13 protein-coding genes are annotated in these 16552 nt (G+C 63.2%); 2 read left to right on the top strand and 11 right to left on the bottom strand.

The features are described from left to right. Nucleotides 1-24: 24 nt before the first annotated feature. Nucleotides 25-1620, bottom strand: a complete 1596-nt coding sequence (locus X728_RS159130) for an ABC transporter substrate-binding protein (RefSeq protein WP_023824720.1) — start codon at nt 1618-1620, stop codon at nt 25-27. 336 nt (nt 1621-1956) lie between these two features. Here X728_RS159130 and X728_RS1000000171410 point away from each other — a divergent pair, with 336 nt between their 5' ends. Both X728_RS1000000171410 and X728_RS01000000166435 read left to right on the top strand, forming a co-directional pair. Then, nucleotides 1957-2361: a LysR family transcriptional regulator gene (locus X728_RS1000000171410; protein WP_245266081.1), complete on the top strand. Its 405-nt coding sequence runs from the start codon at nt 1957-1959 to the stop codon at nt 2359-2361. Further along, the gene (locus X728_RS01000000166435) at nt 2276-2977 is read left to right on the top strand and encodes a LysR substrate-binding domain-containing protein (RefSeq protein WP_245266082.1); all 702 of its coding nucleotides are present in this window, start codon (nt 2276-2278) and stop codon (nt 2975-2977) included. The genes X728_RS1000000171410 and X728_RS01000000166435 overlap by 86 nt, the downstream gene beginning before the upstream one ends. 6 nt (nt 2978-2983) lie before the next feature. Here the strand turns inward: X728_RS01000000166435 and X728_RS159125 are convergent, their stop codons facing one another. The 10 genes from X728_RS159125 to X728_RS159075 form a co-directional block, all read right to left on the bottom strand. After that, nucleotides 2984-3844, bottom strand: a complete 861-nt coding sequence (locus tag X728_RS159125) for an NADPH-dependent oxidoreductase (RefSeq protein WP_023701135.1) — start codon at nt 3842-3844, stop codon at nt 2984-2986. A 51-nt stretch (nt 3845-3895) separates the two neighbouring features. Next, nucleotides 3896-4990 (bottom strand): LLM class flavin-dependent oxidoreductase, encoded by a 1095-nt coding sequence (locus X728_RS159120; protein WP_023830924.1) that lies wholly within the window; start codon nt 4988-4990, stop codon nt 3896-3898. 74 nt (nt 4991-5064) lie between these two features. After that, a complete protein-coding gene (locus X728_RS159115) occupies nt 5065-6420 on the bottom strand; it encodes an LLM class flavin-dependent oxidoreductase (protein WP_023830925.1) in 1356 nt (451 codons plus the stop codon). Then, complete coding sequence (locus X728_RS159110) at nt 6417-7598, bottom strand: acyl-CoA dehydrogenase family protein (RefSeq protein ID WP_023830926.1); 1182 nt, start codon at nt 7596-7598, stop codon at nt 6417-6419. The genes X728_RS159115 and X728_RS159110 overlap by 4 nt, the downstream gene beginning before the upstream one ends. A gap of 4 nt (nt 7599-7602) precedes the next feature. Next, on the bottom strand, nt 7603-7944 hold the full coding sequence (locus tag X728_RS159105) for a DUF3088 domain-containing protein (protein ID WP_023727409.1): 342 nt from the start codon (nt 7942-7944) through the stop codon (nt 7603-7605). Between the two features lie 10 nt (nt 7945-7954). After that, complete coding sequence (locus X728_RS159100; protein ID WP_023830927.1) at nt 7955-9310, bottom strand: LLM class flavin-dependent oxidoreductase; 1356 nt, start codon at nt 9308-9310, stop codon at nt 7955-7957. A gap of 13 nt (nt 9311-9323) precedes the next feature. Continuing rightward, nucleotides 9324-10499 carry an acyl-CoA dehydrogenase family protein gene (locus X728_RS159095; protein ID WP_023670851.1) on the bottom strand — a complete coding sequence of 392 codons (1176 nt, stop codon included), beginning with the start codon at nt 10497-10499 and terminating at the stop codon, nt 9324-9326. Nucleotides 10500-10520: 21 nt separating this feature from the next. Next, the gene (locus X728_RS159090) at nt 10521-11960 is read right to left on the bottom strand and encodes an NAD(P)/FAD-dependent oxidoreductase (RefSeq protein WP_023830928.1); all 1440 of its coding nucleotides are present in this window, start codon (nt 11958-11960) and stop codon (nt 10521-10523) included. Between the two features lie 1415 nt (nt 11961-13375). Next, nucleotides 13376-14713 (bottom strand): HlyD family type I secretion periplasmic adaptor subunit, encoded by a 1338-nt coding sequence (locus X728_RS159080; RefSeq protein ID WP_023830930.1) that lies wholly within the window; start codon nt 14711-14713, stop codon nt 13376-13378. Between the two features lie 48 nt (nt 14714-14761). After that, on the bottom strand, nt 14762-16543 hold the full coding sequence (locus tag X728_RS159075) for a type I secretion system permease/ATPase (RefSeq protein WP_081732335.1): 1782 nt from the start codon (nt 16541-16543) through the stop codon (nt 14762-14764). Nucleotides 16544-16552: the final 9 nt, after the last annotated feature.

Consider the following 16552-nt stretch of genomic DNA (forward strand, 5'->3'; position numbering starts at 1 on the left):
TCCAAGGCAAGGCAATCCGAGCGCCTATGCGTTTGGCGCGAGCCAGATCTGCGCGAAGCTGTTGTTGATGCCTTGCGCTCCGGGTGCGAAATCCCTGACCTTCTTGTTGGCAACAATCTGGGCACCGGCCGCAACGAGGTCGACCGACACCACGTCGTCATGGATGATGTGCTGGAACTTGTACCAGAGCTCGCGCCGTTTCGTTTCGTCGGGCTCGATTGCGGCGGCTTCGAGGATCTGGTCGACCTCGGGGTTCGCATAGTGGCTGGCGTTGGAGAAGACGAGGCCGATCTTGAAATTCTTCGACCAGTAGGCGCGCTGGACGCCGAGCGTCGGATCAAAGGTGTTCGACAGCGACTCAACCACCAGGTCCCAGGCGCGGTCGGTGTAGACGGTCTTCAGGAACGTCGACAGATCGAGCTTCAGGATCTCGGCGTCGATGCCGACCACTGCCAGCGACTGCCTGATGAAATCGGCATAGGACGCCGGCAGGAACGCGTTGTAGGCGAGCCGGAGCTTAAAGCGCGTGCCGTCGGCGCCGCGCGGATGGCCGGCATCGTCGAGCAGTTTCTCCGCCAGTTTGGGGTCGGGTTCGCGCGCCTTGATGCTGGGGTCATACCATTTGGGCAGTGCCGTGCTGATGGGACTTGGCGATACCTGCGCATAGCCATAGAGCGCAATGTCGACCAGCTTCTGCAGGTCGATCGCGTGGGCGATGGCCAGACGCACGTCGCGCTTGGTCAGGATTTCGTTCTCGTAGTTGAAGAACAATTGCTGCTGCGGGCCGGAATAGGCATAGGTGTTGGTGTCGACGACCAAAGCGGGGTTGGCCTTCAGCCGCTCGATATCGGCCAGCGGCACGGGATTGGCGCCGATATCGATCTCGCCGGTTTCAAGAGCCGCCGAGCGTGCCGCCGGGTCGAGAATGACATGCAGCACGACGCGGTCGAGGTAAGGCCTTGGCGCATCCCAATAGTTCGGATTGCGATCGAAGATCAGATGGCTGCCGGGCACCCATTCCTTGAGAACGAAGGGGCCGGTGCCGATCGTCTGTTCCAGCTTGGGCTGTTCTGCCGGCTTGAACGTTTCGTAGACATGCTTCGGCACGATCGGTGATTCCGAACTGCTCAGCGCCGTGATCAGATAGGGCGCCGGCTTCGAAAGCACGACAATGGCGGTGTGCGGATCGGGCGTCTCGACCGCTGTCACGTTCTGGTAGGTGATGCGGCCGCGCGGATGCGCCTCCTTCAGCCGGAAGATGGTGAAGGCAACATCTTCCGAGGTGAAGTCCTTGCTGTCATGCCACTTGACACCCTGGCGCAGCTTGAAGGTGTAGCGCAGGCCGTCATCGCTGATCGACCACTCCGTGGCCAGCAGCGGTTTCGGGGTGAGGTCGTAGGCGAAATCAAGCAGGCCTTCATTCACCTTGGGGCCGATCGCCTGGCCGGTGCCCGACGAGGTGTTGATGGCGATCAGCGACGTCGGATCGGGATAGTAGGCCCAGTTGAGCGTGCCGCCCTGAACGGGCGTGCCTTCGGCTGCAAAGGAAAGGCCGGGCAATGCGAAACTCGCACCCCCAAGCAGCAAGAGCTGGTTGAAATGACGACGATTGACAGACATGGTCTTGGGCTCCGGAAAACGGATTGCATCCGGCGGCCGAACGCACTCCGGCGCCTCGACGCAATGATCCCTGCCGTCGCGCAAAACCGGAAGAATGATTTTCTATCGTCGGCCGAAAGCGCCGCTTTGCACGACTGGTTCATTCCAGGCCTGCGAAGCAGACCGACACCCAAATCGGTGCTGCCCGTCTTATTTCTACAAGAATAGTAGACATTACAATTTTTTAGATTTCCGTTCCCGCTGGCGCGACGCTGCGGCAAACGAAATTTTCCGCCGCGCGCTTTGGCGCAAAGCCCGCCCTCGTCGCGCCGGGTCCGAACGTGTTGAATGCGCCTCATGGTTGATCTCATTCGCGCCAAACCGAGGAAGCTACGACCGACGCTGGCGAGACTTCCGCCGCTGACCTCGCTTCGCGCCTTTGTCGCAACCGCCCGCCACCTGAGCTTTACGCGAGCGGCGGAAGAACTCCATGTCACGCCCGCCGCCATCGGCCAGCAGATCCGCCTGCTGGAGGATCACCTGGGGCAACCGCTGTTCCAGCGCAACCGGGGCGAGCTTTTGCTGACCTCGGCCGGTCAGGCGCTGATGCCCGGGCTCACCGAGGCTTTCGACGTCGTTGTCGAATCGGTCGCGCGTATTTCCGGCGACGAGGAGGATGCGCCGATCAANGCCGATCAAGGTGTCGGTCGCGCCCTCCTTCGCCAGCAAATGGCTGATCCCGCGCCTCGACGCGCTGCGTGAGGCGGTGCCCGGACTCGAAGTACTGGTCGATGCATCGACAAGGCTTGCCGACTTTGCCAGCGAAGATATCGACTGTGTCATCCGCTACGGCTCGGGCGCCTATAGCGGCCTCATCACGGAACGGCTGTTCTCGGAAGCGGTGCTGCCTGTCTGCAGCCCCGAATTTGCCCGCACGCACGGCCTCTTCCGTGGACCGGAAGGGCTGCGTAACGCGCCGATCCTGCATGAGGACGGGCCGGAGCGCGATCCAAGTTGCCCCGACTGGAAGGGCTGGCTGCGATCCAACGGCCTGTCCGGCCGCCTTGTCGACGGCGGCATACGGCTTAGCCAGTCCTCGCTGGTACTCGACGCCGCGGTTGCCGGCAAGGGCATCGGTCTCGGCAAATTCCGACTGGCCGAGCCTGACCTTGCGGCAGGGCGGCTGGTCAGCCCTTTCGGCTCGCCGCAGCCGGTCGAGTTTTCCTATTACTTCGCGACGACGCCACACAAGGCGAAGCTCGCGACCGTCGAGCGCTTCCATGGCTGGCTGAAGGCTGAGGCGCGAAGGGTTGGCGCACTCGACTTCACACCGCCGGCAGCACTGCCGGCGCGCATCGCCATCGTTGCCGCCGAATAGCCTTGGCTATTTAAGCTTGAAGCCCAGCGCCTTGAGCGCATCACCCAGGCGATCACGGCCTTTCAGCGCCGCAGTGCTGCCGATGCGGTTCGACATCAGTTCGGTCCAGTCGACAACGGGCATCGACTGCTCTTGCTGAAAGGTGCGAAGCGTCAGGTTGTACGCTGCGAGATCGTCCTGATCGAAGCCTGACTGATAGCGCTCGCGATGCAGCACAACACGCTGCGGCAGTCTGGGCTTGATGTCGGTCGCAGCCAGGAGATCGGGACAGCCAACGGTCAGGCCGAACACCGCCACGGCTTCCGGCGGCAGGCCGAGCTCTTGCGCCACGGCCTCAGGATGATTGCGCATGGCGCCGATGTAGCAGGAGCCGAGCCCGAGCGCATCGATTGCCACCACGGCATTCTGCGCGGCAAGTGCTGCGTCGATCACGGCCAGCAGAAAACTCTCCTGATAATCGAGCCCCTCGCCCGCCCGGCTGTTTGCCTCGGCAATGGCGCGCAGCCGTGACAGGTCGGCCAGCCAAACCAGCAGCAACGGCGCCTGCTCGATATGGCGATTGACCGCCGCCAGTCCGGCAAGCCGCGCCTTGCGCGCCGGATCCTCGACGGCGATGACGCTCCACGCCTGCAGATTGGACGAGGTCGGCGCCGACTGGGCGGCAGCGATGATCAGTTCGAGCGTCCCTTCGGGCAGAGGCCTGGCGAGATAGTTGCGGACCGAGCGATGTGAAAGGATCGCCTCGAGGGCTTCGTTCCAGTTTGCAGTGTTCGCCTCTTGCGGCGCCCGGTAACGCCGCCTTAGTGCTGCTTCACCGCGCAGGTCGGCGTCGGAAGGGCGGATGCTGAAAGCGGCCGGCTGTGGCATTGTCGTCCGTATTTGGCGATCTGGCTCGTTCGGTGTTCTGACAACCCCACGTCATTCAACAAACGCGGCTTGGACCCTATTGCGCAATAGCGGGAGCAACTGGTCGCCTTGCCGCTTGATCTCGGAAAGATACGGCGTGTCCGAGAGCACGAAATGCGTGATGCCCAGATCCCGGTACTTGCCGAGCGAACTGGCCACGTCGGCGGCCGAGCCGACCAGCCAGGTGGTGCCGGCGCCGCCGCCGCCATATTTGCCCGGCGCAGTGTAGAGATTGTCGTCCAGCACCTCGCCGCGCGTGTGCAGATCGAGCAGACGCTGCTGGCCTACCGCTACCGCCCGACCATGATCATTCCAGCCGGCGCCCTGGCCCTTTGCCATTTCGGCGACCTTCGCCTCGGCGTCCGTCCAGGCCTGCCCGGTGGTGTCGCGGACCAGCGTGGTGACCCGAAACCCGAATTGTAGAGGTGGGAGGTCCCGGTCAAGTTCCCGGCTCAAGGCCTTGAGCCGCTCGATCCGCTCCCGGACGCCGTCGAGCGGCTCGCCCCACAACAGCTGGACATCGGCCTCGCTGGCCGAGACGCGCTCGGCCGCCTCCGACGCGCCGCCGAAATAGAGCCTGGGATGGCGACGGTTTCCACGGACAGGGATGCGGGGCATGACGGTAGACCCGGTGACCTTGAAGTGCTCGCCGGCAAAGGTGACGTTCTCTTCGGTCCAAAGTCTGCGAACCAGCCGCATGAACTCTCTGGTGCGGGCATAGCGATGGTTCTGCTCGCCTTCGCTGTCGCCATAGGCAGCGAGGTTGTCCTTGCCCGACACTATGTTGATACGCACGCGACCGCGGGTCAGCTGGTCGAGCGTGGCGACCGCGGATGCGAAGTGCGCTGGCCGCCAGTAACCCGGGCGGATCGCGATGAGCGGCTCGAAGGAGGTGGTCCGCGCGGCGAGCGCGGCGGCGACGGTAAACGTGTCGGGCCGGCCCCAGCCGGTACCGATCAGCGCGCCCTTCCAGCCGTGTTCCTCAAGCGCCTTTGCGTGGCTGGTCAGCGTGTCCAGGCTGTTGTGGTCCTCGACGGCCGGCTCGCCGCGGTGACCGGGATCGACCTGGTTCGGGATGTACCAGAGAAATTCGGGATCAGCGCTCATTGTCGGGCCTGTATTTTTGTCGGGCGTGGAGGTCAATGGCGGTACCTTCCGCGCCGTTATCGTTTGATGATCGTTCAATGGGTGGCCCCGAGCAACCCTGACGCCTTGTGCGGCTGCGGCGCGAAACGGCTTTCAGGCCTGATAAGGCCGAGATGGTCGCGCAGCGTGCGCCCTTCATAGTCGCTGCGAAACAGGCCGCGCCGGCGCAGGATCGGCACGACCGTATCGACAAAGACTTCCAGTCCGGTCGGCAGCACGTCAGGCATCAGGTTGAAGCCATCGGCGGCGCCGGCGACAAACCATCTTTCGATATCGTCGGCGATCTGCTCCGGCGTGCCGACAACGGTGCGGTGGCCGGTACTGCCGTTGAGCGCCCGGATCAGTTGGCGAACGGTGAAATCGTTGTTGCGGGCAAGTGCCAGCGTGGCCTTGAAGAAGGTGTGGCCGCCGTTGGGCGGCAGCGGGATGACGTCAGGCAGCTTCTCGTCGAGCCTCAGCCGCTCGCGGTCGATGCCGAGCACGCCCGACAGCCGCGTCAGGCTGTAGTCGAGCGGGATGCGGTCCCACAGTTCTTCCTGCCGCCGCTCCGCTTCCGCCTCGGTGCTGCCGATGATGGTGGCCAGACCGGCGAGGTTGAGCGGCACGCCGCCGCTTCTGCCATAGGCGACAGCCCGGGCCTTCAGCTCCTTTGCGTAGGCGAGCGCCTCCTCGAACGATTGCGACGCGGAAAACACCGCTTCGGCGTGGCGCGCGGCGAGCTCCTTGCCGTCATCGGAACCGCCGGCCTGGATGACCACCGGATGCCCTTGCGGCGAGCGCGGCACATTGTGCGGCCCATGCACCGAAAAATGCGCGCCCTCGTGCTCGATGGCGTGAACCTTGGCGGCATCGACGAAGCGCCCACTGGCGACGTCGCCGATGAAGGCATCGTCCTCCCAGCTGTCCCACAGCGCCTTGACGATTTCGGTGAATTCGGCGGCCCGCTCGTAGCGCCGGCCATGATCTATCGCGCCGGTCAGGCCGAAATTGCGGGCCGAGGCGGGATCGGCCGTGGTCACGATGTTCCAGCCGATGCGCCCGCCGCTGACATGGTCGAGCGTCGCGAAACGACGGGCGATGTTGTAGGGCTCGTTGAAGCTGGTCGATGCCGTCGCAATCAGGCCGATGCGCTCGGTCGCGGCGGCTATCGTCGCCAGCACGATGGTCGGTTCCAGCGATGTAATCGGCCGATAGTCGATGCGATCCGAAATTGCCGCCTGATCGGCAAGGAATATAGCGTCGAGCTTGGCGCGCTCGGCGATCTTCGCCACCTGCACATAGTGGTCGACGGTGAAGGCGGCATAGGGGTCGACCCCGTCCATCCGCCATGCCGCCGGCGAGAAGCCGGCGTGCAGGATGTTGACATTGAGGTGGAGCTGCCGGCCGCTCATCGAAAGACGCCGGGCTCGGGATAGGCGCCGGTCAGATACCAGGTGCCGACGGTGCGGGCCTTGTATTCGGCGGGGTTGTGCAAGGTGTGGATGCGCGCATTGCGCCAGAAACGGTCGAAGCCGTATTTGCGCACCGCCGAGCGCGCGCCCATCACCTCGAAGATCTCGGTGGTGACTTCGAGCGCGACATTGCCGGCCAGCACGTTGGCCGCGGCAACTGCAACCGCCGCTTCCCCGCGCTCTTGCTCGGTCAATGCCTTGCCGCGCGCGATCGCATGATCGATCGCCGCCGCAGCGCGATCAGCCAGCACTGTTGCCGCGCGCGTTTTGACCAAAAGCTCGCCATACTGCCGCTTGATCCATGGATCGTCGATGTGGCGCTCGACGCCGGAATACATCCACGGTCGCGAGCTGTTGAGCGTGTAGTCGCGTGCCGCTAGCAGTGCGCCCTGGGCGGTGCCGATGAAGACATTGAGCAGCACGCTTTGCTGCTGCAGCGGGCCGATGGTGCGGATCGGCAGCGACGCGTCCACCCAGCCGCGCACCAGTTCGTTGTCATGGACCCTAACATCCTTGTAGGCGACCTTGCCACTGCCGGTCTGCGTCTGGCCGATGCCATCCCAGTCGTCGAGAATGGTGATGCCCTCACGATCCGCGGGGATGGCCGCGAACTTCCGCTCGCCGCTGACCTCGTCTTCCCAGGAGGTCGAAAGATAGTCGGCGACATGCGAGCCGGAGGCGAAGGGCTTGAAGCCGCTGACGATCGTCCACTCGCCATCCTTGCGGCCGAACAGCGTCTTGGAAAAGCTGTTGCCGGTGTTGCCCCAGAACCAGTCGCCCGCAGCCGAACGCCGCAGCAGATCGGCTGAGCGCGGTTCGTCCGAATTGAGCCTTGCGGCGATCAGCGCGCTGAAATGGTAGCCGTAGATGTGGCCGATCGAGCCGTCGACCTTGGCGAACTCGCGGCCGATCTTCAGCGCCGTCGAATAGGGTTCGCCGGCGCCGCCGAATTCCTTGGGAATGACGATACTGAGCAGGCCGCTCTCCTTGAGCAGGCGGATCTGTTCAACGGGCCTGCCGCCAAGCTGGTCGCGCTCGACCGCGTCGCGGGCAAAGATGTCGCGCAGCTCGACCGCCTTGGCGACCCATGGATTGGAGGTATCGGGATCGAAGCTCATCAGGTCACTCATGCAGATGCGGGAAGCCGTGGCGCTCGGCAAGCAGCGCAAGAATGCGCCTTGTGTCGTCGGCAAAGACCTTGCCCTTCGCGGTCGGTAGGTCGGCTGGCGGATCACCGCCGACGACCAGCACCGGCAGCGACTGGTGGCGTTCGCCGAGCGTATCGATCACCTTACCCCTCGGCCTTGCGAACGGCACGCGCTCGACGTCCAGCCTGGCGGCAAGATCGGGAAAGGCTGCGAGCAGCCCTTCGACCTTGTTGGAATAGGGGCAGACGAAGGTCTGGCCCGGATGCTTTGGGTCGGCGAAACCCGGCTGGATGAGAAAGAGCGTGTCTCGCGCCATCGGCTCATTCCTATTCCGCCGCCGCAGCGGCATGCCGCGAAAAACGGTTTGCCGGCCGCTTCAGGCCGAGATTGTCGCGCAAGGTCCTGCCCTCATACTCCCGACGGAACAGGCCACGGCGGCGCAGTTCCGGCACCACCAACTCGATGAAATCCTTCAAGCCGCCGGGCATGATCGGCGCCATGATGTTGAAGCCGTCGGCGCCGTAATTCTCAAAGCGCTCTTCGATCGTGTCGGCGATCTGTTGTGGCGTGCCGACCACCTGCCAGTGGCCGCGAGCGCCGGCGATGCGCAAATAGAGCTGCCGGATCGTCAGCTTCTCGCGCCGCGCCAGATCGATGACCAGCGCCTGCCGGCTCTTGCCCGCATTGGTCTCCGGCAGTTCCGGCACCGGCCCGTCGAGCGGATAGGCGGTCAGATCGAAGCCGCCGGCCAGCGCCGAGACCAGACCGAGGCCCACTTCCGGCTGGATGAGATCCTGCAGCTGTTCGAACTTTTCCTGCGCCTCGGCTTCGCTGCGGCCGACGACCGGAAAGATGCCTGGCAGGATTTTCAGATCATCCTCTGAACGGCCGTACTTACCGAGCCTGCCCTTGACGTCGGCATAGAAGGCGGTGGCTTCATCGAGCGTGATCTGCGCGGCGAAAATCGCTTCCGCGGTGCGCGCCGCCAGCTCCTTACCGGGGCCGGACGCGCCCGCCTGGACGACGACCGGATGGCCTTGCGGCGTGCGCGGCGTGTTCAGCGGACCGCGCACCCTGAAGTGCTGGCCCTTGTGGTTCAGCACATGCAGCTTGTCCCTGTCGAAATAGCGCCCGCTCACTTTGTCGCGCGGGAAGGCATCATCCTCCCAGCTGTCCCACAGGCCAAGCACGACATCGGCGAATTCCTCGGCGCGATCGTAGCGGTCGCCGTGCTGGATATGCGTATCGTGGCCGAAATTGAATGCCGCATCCGGATCGGACGAGGTGACGAGGTTCCAGCCGGCGCGCCCGCCGCTCAGATGGTCGAGCGACGCGAACTGGCGGGCCAGATTGTAGGGATCGGAATAGCTGGTCGAAGCCGTGGCGATCAGGCCGATGTTGGTGGTCACCGCCGACAGCGCCGACAGCAGCGTAATGGGCTCGAACGGATAGACGCCGCTATGCGCCTTGCGGCTGGCAGCCTCGAGATTGCTCAGCCGCGCCGCGACGCCATCGGCAAAGAAGATCGCATCGAATTTGGCCGCTTCCGCGAGCCTGGCCAGTTCGACATAGTCGCCGAGGCTGGTCCCCTCGGCCGCCTGTGGATGGCGCCATGCCGCCACATGGTGGCCGGTGAAGAGAAGAAACGCTCCAAGCTTGAGCTTGTCCTTGCGCCTGGCCATTTTCCGCGCCTCCTCAGCGATACAACCCGCCGACCGGGAATTCCCCGGTCAGCAACCAGGTGCCGATGGTGCGCTTCTTGTATTCGGCCGGGTTGTGCAGCGTGTGCGTGCGCACATTTCGCCAGAACCTGTCATAGCCATTGGCCTTGGTGGCCGAGCGGGCGCCCATCACCTCGAAGACCTCGCTCGATGCGTCGAGACCGATTTGCCCGGCATAGACATTGGCGGTGGCAAGGTCGATCGCCGTCTGTCCGCGCTGCTCCAGGGTCAAGGCCTCGCCCTTGCCATAGGCGGCATCGAGGCTGCGCGCCGCCACATCGGCGAGTTCGGCGGCAGCCAGCGTGCGGATATAGAGATCGCCATATTTGCGCTGAACGAACGGATCGTCGGTGTGGTTCTCATAGCCGGAATAGACCCAGGGTCGCGATTGCGAGACCGTATAGTCGCGGCCTTCGCTCAGCGCTCCTTGCGCGCTGCCGACGAAGAGGTTGAGCAGGACCGCCTGCTGGAAGAGTGAAATCAGCGTCTGGAACGGCGTCAGCGGCACGGCGGGCGAGCCGATCAGTTCGTCATCACCGATATGCACATCCTTGAACGTGACTTTACCGGAACCCGTCTGCCGCTGGCCGACGCCATCCCAGTCATCCTCGATGACGATACCTTCACGATCGGCCGGGATCGCAGCTGCCAGGCGGTCCTGGCCGTCTTCCCATGCCACCTGGATATAGTCGGCGATGTGCGAGCCGGAAGAGAACGGCCGGAAGCCGTTCAGGATCCAGCCCGAGCCGTTGCGCCTGGCCGTAGAGGTCTTCGACATGGCGTTGCCGGAATTGCCCCAGACCCAGTTCTCGCGGGCCGAGCGTGTCAGCAGTTGGTCCTTCTGCGCGTCCGTACCGCGAAACAACACGCCGTTGAGCGGCAGATGATGGTAGCCGTAGAGATGGGCTAGCGAACCATCGGTGCGGGCAAATTCGCGCACGACGCGCAGCACCGACAGCCAGGGCGCGCCCTTGCCGCCATAGTTTTTGGGAATCTGCGCCGACGGCAGTCCACTTTCCTTGAGCAGGCGGATCTGCTCGACCGGTCGTCCACCGGCCTTGTCGCGCGCCACCGCATCGCGATCGAAGATGGTGCGCAGCTCGACCGCCGTGGCGACGAACGGGTCGGAAAGGTCAGGGCTGAAGGTCATGCGTTTGTCCATGGAATGCGTCTATTCCGCCGCAATGGTCTGTGCCGGCCGCCAGACGGCAGAGGCGTAGGCCTCCTCCCCGAACTCGGCCGGATGGCTGCCGGTGATGCGGCTCTCATGGCTGTCGAGATCGGCAAGGAAGAGATCGCGGCTGATGCGGGCGACGACAGCCGGCACGTCGCGCCTGATCGACGGAACATCGCCTATCGGCAGGCCGAAACTGACGAAGCCGCCTGGATTGAAGACGTGGATGTTCCTCAGGAACGGCGCCTCCCCCAGCGCTTTCTCGAGGAATTCATGGCCGAGGCCGAGATAGGGATGGGCGCCGAAAAATTCATCCAGTTCGCCTTCCGCCGGCGCGTATTGGTCACGCCACAGCCGGATCGAGGCGGCGAAATCGCTAAATTCCGGCTTGCGCGTCGGGTCGGCGAAATAGCCGGTGCCGGCGATGACGAAGTCGAAAGCGAACGTCTCGGCGCCGATGTCGGTGACGACCTTGCCGCCGTCGATATCCGCATTCGTCCAGGGGGCACCGAGATGCAGGTGGAAATTCTTGTGCCGCACCACCCGCTCCACGGCATGGGGCGGTGGCGTCGAACCGGCCTCGCGGAAGCGCAGTGCCTGGCGCCAGCGCACCGGATCGGGCAAGCGCGGATAGTTGTCATAGGCGCCGGGATAACCCCGCACGCGGTTGATCGGCACGCTGGCGATACTGGTGCGCCGCGCGAACAGGCGCACCGATTGCGCGCCGGCCTCAAGGGCTGTTCCCGCCGCATCGAATGCCGAAGCCGCCGACCCGACGACAGCGACCGCTTTGCCCTTGAGCGAGGCAAAATCGATTGCCGCAGAACTGTGTGCGACAAAGACCTGGGGCAGAGCAGCGAGCACCGCCGGTATCATTGGACCGCCGCTGCCGCCAAAGCCATTGGCCAGAATGATCTTCCGCGCCGTTTCGATCAATGGCGTGCCGCCGGCATCGAGGTGGAGGCGAAGATACCCGTCAGCCGGCTCGATGCGAAGGAGACGCGTGCCGTAGCGAATGCCAATGCCGAGAAAGTCGCGATACCATTTCAGGTAATTCGCCCAATCCGTCCGCGCGATGCGGTCGAAGCCGGCATAGGCTTCGGCACCATGGCGCGCTTCGTACCAGGACTGAAAGCTCAGGCCCGGCAGGCCGAGTTCCGGTCCCGGCAGGCCCTTTGGTGTTCGCAGCCGGTTCATCCGCGCATGCGTGAGCCAGATGCCGGCCTTGCCCTCATCCGGCGCCGCATCGATGACCGTGACCTTGCCGATGCCGGCCCGCCTCAACGCGAAGGCGAAGGTCGCGCCCGTCTGCCCGCCGCCAACGACAAAGACATTGTGGTCGATGCCCTCCCGATCCGGCACCCAATTTTGCGGATCGGGACCGATCAGTCGAAGTGTTTCGCGGGCGTCGTGATCTGGATCGGACGGTAAGGCCATTTCGGTCCTGGCTGAAGTTCAAGCGTTACACCAAACTCCGCCCCGGTCGGCAAACAGTCCAGAAATGTCTGCTTTGATTGCCCGGTAGTTTTTTTCACTTGCATCCAACGGCACAATCGGAGCGTCACCGGGCTGCTGCCGGATATTCGGCACCACCTGCAATCCGTGATGACAAGCGAACAATTGGCGCGCAGGGCTGACATAATCTGAACGCTCGGTTGCCCGCGTCGATTCCGCTGCAATTCTTGCCCGTTGAAAGGAGTACGCTGCGTTTCCGACACTTCACCCAAGTAGGGGTCGAGCCCACGTGTGTAAAAACGCGTCATGCACCCGAAAGGAGACCTCGAGGACTTCGATTGGTGGCGGCTCTCACCACGCCTTGAGCTGCACCGGCGTCAAGTACACGGCGCCGTCGCGGTCGCGATTGAGATCTATTTCAAAGCACGACCGATGGAAAACGATGCGGTTGGGGACATTACCGATTACCATTCTCATGATTTCCTCAGCCTTTACCTGTCCGGGCTGGGTAAGAGAATTCTGTCGGAATTGGCTGCCAGATCCGCACAGATCAACCGAACTGGCAAGCGCATTTTGAGACTGCGGCCGAGTTCAGAACCCGCCTAATTGCACGTCGTTGCCGCCGATTGCCGCAGGCATCCTTGCAGGGTATTTCGAACCCAGGGGGCTTGAGCTAGGTGTGACAGTGCCATCAACGAGATGGAGAAAATTGACGAACGGGCCCCAAAACCATTTTGCCCAGAAGCCATAGATTTTACCCGATAACGCTCAACTCAAACTCAAATAATTAGGCGTAAGGTATTGATATATAATAAACTGGTGGTGGTGGCAGTCTGGAGCGAACCTGTCTCTGTCTGAATTTCCCTGTTACGCGCCTAAAAACAGCGAATTCTCGGCGATTTTCGGTATCCGAGCCAAATTCGACCTTAAATTCAGCAGCAGGTTCAAACTCTTGGGAGGAAATTCCCTATTCGGCCTAACAGGGAAACAAAAGCGCACTAACAGGGAAGCGACTCGGATCTTGAGGGCTGTAATGCGCACCCCTTGCTTGACTTTGATCTGCGTTGCGGCTGGGTTGCGTCACCCCCGAAGCGGCCGACCTTCGCGCCACGATTGCCAAGGCCGCTGAATTTCTCCCGCAAGCGAGTTCCGAATATCTTCGCATGATCGCCTGGGCGGAACACCGGCTGGCGCACTTGGGAGCGCAGAACGAGCTTGAGGAGCTGACGTCGAACCTACGGGAGCAAAACCTCTTCCCCGAGCCGGATGGCTTGCACGATCCAGAGGGCGATCCGGCGCCACCAAAGAACCCCTGGAGTTACTAGACAGGGAAATGATCGCGGTCTAACAGGGAACGAAGAATCGGATACACACCGCCGCATTCATATCGACGACCTTTACTCCCGGAACGCTCGGTGAACCTGATCCGACAAAGGCTTCATCACGTAGGACCAAACGTTGCGATCGCCCGTCTGGATGTGGACCTCTGCGGGCATGCCGGGCTGGAGCCGCCTGCTACCACGCAGGCATGACTTCTGGTCGTCGAGCGTCGTCCTCGCCACGAAATAGGAAATCTGCCGTTGCGGATCCTTGATCAGATCGGCTGAGAGTCTCTGCACGGTGCCCTTGCATTCCGGGGTTGTATTCGCGTCGAACGCGGAGAAGCGTATTGAGACGGGCTGCCCTGGCTCGATGTCATCGATGCTGGCAGGCGCGACCATGGCGTCGACAACGAGCCTGTCCTGTTCGGGGACGATCAACATGATTGTCTCTCCGGGACTGATTACGCCGCCGACGGTATGGACGGCAAGCTCCTGGACAAATCCTGACTGGGGAGCGCGGATTTCGGTCCGCGCTAGCTGGTCCTGCGCAACGGCCCTGCGCTCAACGAGTTCTACCTCCTTGCCGTCGAGCTCGCGCAGTTCCTCGTTCACGTCCTTGCGCATGTCCTCGTCGACCTGAAGGGCCTGCAGCCTGGTTTCGCTGATTTTGCCTTCGGTCTCGGCGATTGCCGCCGCGAGGCGCCCGGACTCGCCGCGCAGGCGCGACAGTTCGAGCTGGAGCTGGCTCACCCTTTCCAGCGACACCAGCTTCTTGTCGTAGAGCCCCTTCAGGCTGTTGTAGTCCCTTTCCACCAGCGTCGCCGAGTCATCCATCGACTTTCGCTGCGCCGCCAAGCCCTCGATCTGCCTTGCCAGCTGCCCCGACCTGGCCTCCAGCTGAGACTTCAGTCCGGCGCCGGCGTTGGTCCGGCTTTCGAAGAGCGCCTTCTCCCCGGCAACTAAGAGTTCCACATCGGGCTCGGCCATCCGTTTCACGAGGCTTTCCGGAAACTCGATCGATGGAAGCCCCAGCCGTTCGGCCTGCAGCCGCGCCTGGCGCGCGATAGTGCGGTCGTACTGCTGGGCGATGATCTGGAGATTCGCTCGCGTTAGGGTCTCATCGAGCCGGACGATGACGTCGCCCGCTGCCACGCGGTCGCCCTCGCGGACGTTGATGGCTCCAACAATGCCTCCGGTCTGGTGCTGCACCTTCTTGGCGCTGCTTTCGACGACCACGGTGCCCGATGCAATCACAGCCCCGGCAATCGAGGTCGTTGCGGCCCACGCGCCGACGCCGCCGACAAGCACAACGGAGACCGCCAGTCCGATCAGGACGTTTGCCCGAATGCCCTCGCCAGATTTCTCGGAGGCGTACACTGAGCCGGAGCCCGGAAGCCTGAACGGCGAGATCATTTCGGACACGGAGGACCTCCGTTTCTGGAACCTTGCGACACACATTCCTCAGACATGGCGCTCACTCGCCGCATGCAATGGAACGACGGTGGAACCATGGCGATTGACAGCTGCTTCAGAACGCTGGGCGGCCGCGGCGGTTGTGACAGCGGCGAGCACGGCTTCCTTTGGCCCGAAGGCTTGGATGGTTCCAGCCGCCATGACCATGAGCTGGTCGACGTTTGACAGCGCGGAGGGGCGGTGTGCAACGACGATGACGATCCCTCCCCTCTGACGCACTCCATGGATCGCGATTGCCAGCGAATCGTCGCCGTCGGAATCGAGGTTCGAATTGGGTTCATCGAGCACGACAAGGAAAGGTTCGCCGTAAAGAGCGCGCGCCAGTCCGACGAGCTGCCGCTGCCCTGCCGAGAGGGCGGTGCCGCGCTCGCCGACGCGGGTCTGGAACCCGTCCGGTAGCAAAAGGATCATCTTGTCCACCCCGGCAGCCTGGGCTGCGGCCAGGATATCCTTCGGCGAGGCGTTCCCGTCGAAGCGGCTGATGTTTTCGGCAACCGTCCCGTCGAACAGTTCGATGTCCTGGGGAAGATAGCCGATGTCGCGACCGAGCGCCTCGCGGTCCCATTGGTCAAGGGCCGCATGGTCGAGACGCACTGTTCCGCGCAGCGAAGGCCACGCCCCAACCAATGCGCGCACCAGGGTGGATTTGCCCGACGCACTCGGCCCGATCACGCCAAGGGCCGCGCCCGCGCGGAGCACGAACGTCACGTTTTGTATGACAGGCTTCTGCTGGCCGGGCGCGGCTACGGCCAAGCTGTCCACCGAAAGCACGTTGTGCGGACGCGGCAGCGCCATCGGCTGGCTACGGTCGGCGAAGCCCTTGAGGGTCCTGGAGAGCTGGCCGTAGCTCTGGCGAGCCGAAATGAACCCGCGCCAGTTCGCGATGGCGACGTCCACGGGTGCCAGCGAACGGCCAAGCATGATCGAAGAGGCAATAATCACGCCCGACGTCGCTTCTCCCGAAATTACAAGATAGGCTCCGAGACCTAGCATGAGCGATTGAAGCATCATCCTGAGAGTCCGTGACATGGCGCTGGTGAAGCCAACAATGTCGGAAAGCCGCCGCTGATCCGCGAGAAAGCGGGAGCTTTGATGGCTCCAGAACGTCGCGAACCGCACCGAAAGGCCCATCGCCCGGATGATCTCGGCATTGCGGCGGCCTGCGTCCGAGAAGGCCGAGCGTGCGACGACCGATTCTGTCGCCCTCCGACCCGGTGCCCTGCCCAACGCTTCGGCAACCAGCGTGAGCAGAACGATCACCGTCGCCCCAGCCGTGGCAAGGATGCCGAGCCATGGATGCAGCATAAAGATGAACGCGATGTATACGGGAATCCAGGGCATATCGAAGAAGGCCGTGGGTCCGGGTCCCGACACAAACGAGCGTATCTGGTCGAGATCGCGAACGGGCTGGACGCGCGCTCCATCATGCCCAGTCCTGAGGGGCAACAGCAGCGATGCCTCGAAGGCCTGCCGGCGAAGCCTGTGATCGAGTGTGTTGCCTATTCTTACCAGAAGACGGAGACGGACGAAGTCGAGCAGGCCATAAGCCGCGTAGAGCCAGACCATGACGATGGTCATGCCGACCAGTGTCGGGATGCTCCGCGATGGCATCACGCGGTCGTAGACCTGTAGCATGTAGAGCGACCCGGTCAGGCCGAGAATATTGACCACAGCCGAGAAGGCGCCGACACAGAGCAACGCACCCTTACAGTGCGAGAATGCTGCTCTCAGTTCGTTCCCTGGCGTCATCGCAATCTGCCCCGTGCCCATCGGTTTCCC

It is taken from the genome of Mesorhizobium sp. L103C119B0 (assembly GCF_000502235.1).
Classification (GTDB): domain Bacteria; phylum Pseudomonadota; class Alphaproteobacteria; order Rhizobiales; family Rhizobiaceae; genus Mesorhizobium.